4 protein-coding genes are annotated in these 6,279 nt (G+C 33.1%); all 4 read left to right on the top strand.

What is annotated here, in order from left to right:
- Positions 1-2,566, top strand: a 2,566-nt coding sequence (locus IRZ83_RS18045; RefSeq protein ID WP_194570570.1) for a gliding motility-associated C-terminal domain-containing protein, incomplete at its 5' end; no start/stop codon positions are given.
- Positions 2,567-2,617: 51 nt separating this feature from the next.
- Positions 2,618-3,523: a type IX secretion system membrane protein PorP/SprF gene (locus IRZ83_RS18040; RefSeq protein WP_194570569.1), complete on the top strand. Its 906-nt coding sequence runs from the start codon at positions 2,618-2,620 to the stop codon at positions 3,521-3,523.
- A 10-nt stretch (positions 3,524-3,533) separates the two neighbouring features.
- A complete protein-coding gene (locus IRZ83_RS18035; RefSeq protein WP_194570568.1) occupies positions 3,534-5,534 on the top strand; it encodes an OmpA family protein in 2,001 nt (666 codons plus the stop codon).
- A gap of 252 nt (positions 5,535-5,786) precedes the next feature.
- Positions 5,787-6,212, top strand: coding sequence for a CBS domain-containing protein (locus tag IRZ83_RS18030; RefSeq protein WP_029273144.1), 426 nt, complete (start codon positions 5,787-5,789; stop codon positions 6,210-6,212).
- Positions 6,213-6,279: the final 67 nt, after the last annotated feature.

Below are 6,279 nucleotides of genomic sequence, written 5' to 3'. Positions count from 1 at the left end.
CATTGTAGTAACTGGCGGAATATTGCAAGCAAATGCAGATGTAGTTCTATCAGTTGTAGGAACAAATCAACCCAAAACGGTTATAAATGTTTTTGCAAATGACATTAACGACGGATTGCCTGTTGTAGCAAACGAATTAAACCTTTCCATTGATACTCCAGATCCAACAGGATTCCTTACATTAAATTCAGACGGTACTGCAATTTTACGAGCAAATGCTCCAGCAGGAACATATGAATTGATATATAAAATCTGTGAAAAGCTAAATCCGACAAATTGCAGTTCAGCTTCTTTAAAAGTGATCGTAACTGCACCAGTTATTGATGCTGTTGAAGAAACAACATCGTCAATAATAAATGGAAATATTGGAGGCACAACAGCATCATTAGTATCAAATGATACTTTAAATGGAATTGCTGTAGTAATCGGAACCCAGCCTGGGCAAGTGAAATTGACTGGTTTATCAGTTCCGTCAGGACTTACTTTAAATGCAGATGGAACAGTAACTGTAGCTCCATCGACACCAGCAGGAAATTATGATGTAGAATACAGTATTTGTGAAATTAATAATCCAGCAAATTGTGATACTGCAATTTCTAAAATTGTAGTTACAACTGGAGTTCTTCAAGCTAATATTGATATTATAGGATCAGTAGTTGGAATCAATCAGCCTACAGCACTTGTAAATGTTTTTGCTAATGACACTAACGACGGATTGCCTGTTGTAGCAAACGAATTAAACCTTTCTATTGATACTCCAGATCCAACGGGATTCCTTACATTAAATTCAGACGGTACTGCAATTTTAGGAGCAAATGCACCAGCAGGAACATATGAATTGATATATAAAATCTGTGAAAAGCTGAATCCGACAAATTGCAGTTCAGCTTCTTTAAAAGTAACTGTAACCGCACCTATAATGACTGTAACTGCAACAAGTTACTGCTCAAATAATGTTCCGTATGTATCATACACCGTTACACCGGATAATTTTACACCAAATAATTTATTAACAGTAAAATGGATCGACAGTGCAAATAATGTAGTTGCAACTCAGACCAATTTACCACTAAATGGTACTATTTTATGGCCAGGTGCAATTGTTGATGGAAATGGTACTGGTGTTGATTGGCCAGGATGGTTATTGACAAATGGCCAATGGATTGAAGGTGCTGACGGATTTGAAAATACCAGAACAGGAGTTACGATGGAATTTTCATTAAACCCTACTGTAAATGTTGCCGTAAATTACCCGACAGCAACGCCACAATGTAATGCAAGACCAACTTTTGCAATCAAAGCAAATAATGATACCGCAGGGCCAATAGACACTAATAAAGGAATAAGTACATCATTAAATATATATGATAATGATACTTTAAACGGAGTTTCTATAAATCCAGCAAATGCTGTTTTAAGTACTGTTGTTCCAAATGCTAACTTGATTTTGAATGCCAACGGTTCGGTTGATGTGAAATCAGGAACAGCATCAGGAATTTACCAGTTAACATACCAAATCTGCGATGCTTCAAATTCGTCAAATTGCAGTCAGGCAGTTGTAAAAGTTACCGTAGTCAACACTGTATCTTCTCAGCCAACAGTGATTATTACAAAAGATGATTTGGGAACAAATGTAGATGGAATTAACGGAGAACTTGAGTTTATTAATGTTTTAGCGAATGATGTTTTAAATGGATTACCAATTAATCCAGCAAATGTTGTAATTGCTAATACTTCACAAAGTCCGTATTTTGAATTTAATTCAGATGGAACTGTAAATGTTAAACCAAATACACCTGGAGGAAATTATGCATTAACATACCAAGTTTGTGAAAAAGCAAATTCATCTATTTGCAGTACAGCAACATTAAATGTATTTGTTGAGGTTCCTAATATTGCCATTATAAAAACTGCTGTTTTTAATGACGAAAATGCAAGTGGATTTGCAAATGCAGGAGAGACTATTACATATAAATTTACAGTAACAAATACCGGTAACGTTCCATTAAAAAATATTAAGATTTCTGATCCTTTGCCAGGAGTTGTAGTTTCTGGACAGCCAATTACTTTAGAGCCGGGCGAGTCAGATGAAAATACCTTTACAGCTCAATATAAAATAACTCAAGATGATATTAATCGAGGCAGTGTAAGCAATCAGGCGACTGTATCTGGTTCAAGTGAAAAAGGAATTACTGTTGATGATAAATCTGATGATGCAAGTAACGGAGGAGATAATCCAACGGTATTGAACTTAAACGGCTGTCAGATAAAAGTCATGAATTCTTTCTCTCCAAATGGAGATTCTAAAAACGCAAGATTCTACATTCAAGGATTGGAATGTTATCCTGACAATACGGTTGAAATTTATAACCGTTGGGGAGTTCTGGTATTTGACATTGATCATTATAATAATGAAGATCGAGTTTTTGTGGGAATCTCAGCAGGACGAGCAACCGTAAAACAATCAGACGGACTTCCGGTTGGAACGTATTTCTATATCCTTAAATATAGAGATAGTGATTCAAATCAGCATGAAATGTCCGGTTACGTTTATATCAATAAATAAAAAAATGATAGACGGTTTAGTTTCAACTAGACCGTTTTTAAAGCTTATTAAATGAAGAGATTAATTTTAGTTTTTATGTTTTTTTCGGTTGTGTGTTCAGCGCAGCAAGATGCTCAGTATTCTCAATACATGTATAATACAATTTCAGTCAATCCTGCTTATGCGGGTTCACGAGGTGTATTAAGTGTTTTTGGGTTATACCGTACACAATGGATTGGGCTTGACGGAGCACCAGAAACCAGTACTTTTTCAATCAATACGCCTTTAAATAATAGTAAATTAGGATTGGGTGTCTCTTTAGTAAACGATAAAATCGGACCCACTAACGAGAATAATTTATCGGCAGATTTATCATATAGTATTCCAACTTCTGAAACTTTTAAACTCTCTTTCGGAATAAAAGCTTCTGCAAATATTTTTAATCTTGATGTGAGTAAATTAAGTTATGAAAATCAAGATGATCCTCAATTTCAAAATTTAAAAAATAGAATTACACCAAATGTTGGAGCAGGAGTTTATTGGCATTCAGACAAAGCTTATTTAGGATTATCTATTCCTAATTTTATCGAAACAAATCGTTACGATGACAATGATACGGCTATTTTCAAAGAAAAAATAAACTATTATTTTATGGCGGGTTATGTTTTTGATATCAATTATGATGTTAAATTCAAACCTGCATTGTTGACAAAAATGGTTCAAGGCGCTCCTTTACAGGTTGACGTTTCGGGCAATTTTATGTTTTATGACAAATTTACGCTTGGTGTTGCTTATCGCTGGAGCGCTTCATTAAGTGCTATGGCAGGATTTCAAATTTCAGACGGTTTGTATCTAGGATACGGTTATGATCACGAAACAACGAATTTAAGAAAATACAATTCTGGATCGCATGAAATTTTCCTTCGTTTCGAGTTTTTTAATAATTATAATAAAATGACATCCCCAAGATTCTTCTAATTAAACTACTATGAGAATTAAAAATTTAAGCTATGCCGTTTTGTTTCTATGTGTTTTTTTCAAAACAAACGCTCAAACAATTAATACAAATTACGTAGATAAAAAATATGATGAATACGCTTACGCGGATGCTATAAAAGCTTATGAAAACATTGTAAAAAAAGGTGTAAAGGATGAGAAAATTGTACAGCGATTAGGAAATTCATATTACTTTATTGGAGAATTAACTGAAGCTGTAAAATGGTATGATGAATTGTTTTTAATAAATGAAAACCAAGAATCTGAATATTTATACCGATATGCCCAATGTTTAAAATCAGCAGGAAACTATCGCAAGGCAGATGAGGTTTTAGAGAAATTCAATCAAAAAGCAGGTTTAGAAAAAAGAGCAGCTTTAGTACGAAATGATAAAAATTATTTAGAAGAAATAAAATCAAATTCTGGTCGATTTGAAGTTGCCGATGCCGGAGTTAATTCTCTTTATTCAGATTACGGAAGCGTTGTTTATGATAACAAAATAGTTTTTACTTCGGCTAGAGATACTGGCGGAGTGGCAAAAAACAATTTTAAATGGACAAATAAATCGTTTTCAAAATTATACAAGGCTGCATTAATGCCTGACGGAAGTGTTGGGAATCCAGAACTTTTTCAGAAAAAAGAAAATACAAAATTCAACGAGTCAACTCCTGTTTTTACAAAAGATGGCAGAACAATGTATTTTACACGAAATAATTTTATTGATGGAAAAAGAGGAAGAAGCGAAAATAAAGTAACGCTTTTAAAATTATACAAAGCAGAATTGGTTGAAGACGAATGGATAAATATAAAAGAGCTTCCGTTTAACAGCGATCAATACAGTACGGCCCATCCTGCGTTAAGTCTGGATGAAAAAACATTGTATTTTGCTTCAGATATGCCGGGAACTTTAGGGCAGTCTGATTTATATAAAGTAACTATAAATGAAGATGGCAGTTTTGGAGAACCAAAGAATTTAGGCCCTTCAATTAATACTGAAGGAAGAGAAACTTTTCCTTTTATTTCAGGAGATAACGAACTTTATTTTGCGACTGACGGGCGTCCAGGATTGGGCGGGCTTGATATTTTTGTTTCAAAAATAAACAACGACGGCACTTTAGATGATATACAGAACGTAGGCGAGCCAATAAATAGCAAGCAAGATGATTTTGGATTTACTATTGACAGTAAAAACAGAAACGGATTTTTTTCTTCTAATAGAGAAAGCGGTCACGGTTTAGATGATATTTATCGCTTTACAGAAACCAGAAGATTAATTTGTGAACAAGACTTGATGGGAACTGTAACTGATGCTGAATCAAAAGAAGCAATAGCAAATACATCTCTAACTTTGTTTGATGAAAATTTCAATTTAGTTTTAAATGTTTTGTCAGATGGAAATGGAAATTATTTGTTTCCGAAGGTAAAATGCGGTAAAAAATATGCAATAAGAACCGCTAAAGATGATTACGGAGTAAAACAAATTTCAATAGCAATCAAGAGAGAAACAGGAAAAACAGTTTTGCCAATTTCTATTGAAAAGAATTTTGTGCCAATGACCGCTAAAGTAATAAATGTTAAAAAAGTAACGATAGCGCCGGTGAAATTTGGTTCTATAAAAGTTGGAACAGATTTGGCTAAATTACTTCATATTCCAATGAACTTTTTTGATCTAGGCAAAGCAACTATCAAAAAAACATCTGAACCTCAATTGCTGAAATTAGTAGATGTTTTAAATCAATATCCAAATATAAAACTTGATATTCGTTCGCATACAGACAGTCGTCAATCGGCTTCAAATAATCAAATTCTTTCAGATAAAAGAGCACAATCAACTAAAGAATGGCTGGTTCAGAAAGGAATTGATGCAAACCGATTAAACGCGAAGGGTTATGGAGAAACACGATTAGTAAATAAATGTGCCGATGGTGTAAAATGCACAGAGAAAGAGCATCAGCAAAACAGAAGAAGTGAATTTATTATTACGAATATGTAAAATAGATCTAAAGCATAAAAAAGCCTTTTCTAAATTTAGAAAAGGCTTTTTTGTAAAAGTGTTGATAATCAAAATTGATGATTTATTCACAAAAAAAACCTATAAATCATTCCTTTATTTATGAGAAAATTTTGATTTTTTTAAATTTCATGTATTATGTTTAAAATGAATCAATTAACTTTTAAAAAATCGATTTCGCTGTGATTTATATACATTTCTTTTTTAACTTTATAGTTCTAAAATTTTTCAGATATGACTGTAAATCAAATACTAAACGCAAAAGGGAAAAATGTTTATTCGGTGCTTTCAACAACAACCGTATATGAAGCGTTGAAAGTAATGGGAGAAAAAAACATTGGGGCTATCCTCGTGATTGATGGAACCGACTTAAAAGGAATATTGTCTGAAAGAGATTATGCTCGAAAAATCGTTTTAAAAGACAAGTCATCAAAAGAGACTTTTGTACATGAAATTATGGAAAGCAACGTTTTTTCAGTAAACCTTTCAAACAATATCGAAGATTGTATGGAGCTGATGAGTACAAAGAGAATCCGACATTTACCAGTTTTAGAAGATGGAACTGTTGTTGGAATAATCTCGATCAGCGATGTTGTAAAAGCAATTATAGAAATTCAAAAAGATACCATAAATCATTTAAACTCTTATATTTCGCAGTAAAATAGTTCTTAAAAATATACTTTTAAAAATAGTCCAAATAACAGTGGACTATTTTTTTTTGACCGCT

It is taken from the genome of Flavobacterium sp. JLP, assembly GCF_015350755.1.
Lineage (GTDB): Bacteria > Bacteroidota > Bacteroidia > Flavobacteriales > Flavobacteriaceae > Flavobacterium.
This window is presented reverse-complemented; position numbering and strand designations above follow the sequence as displayed.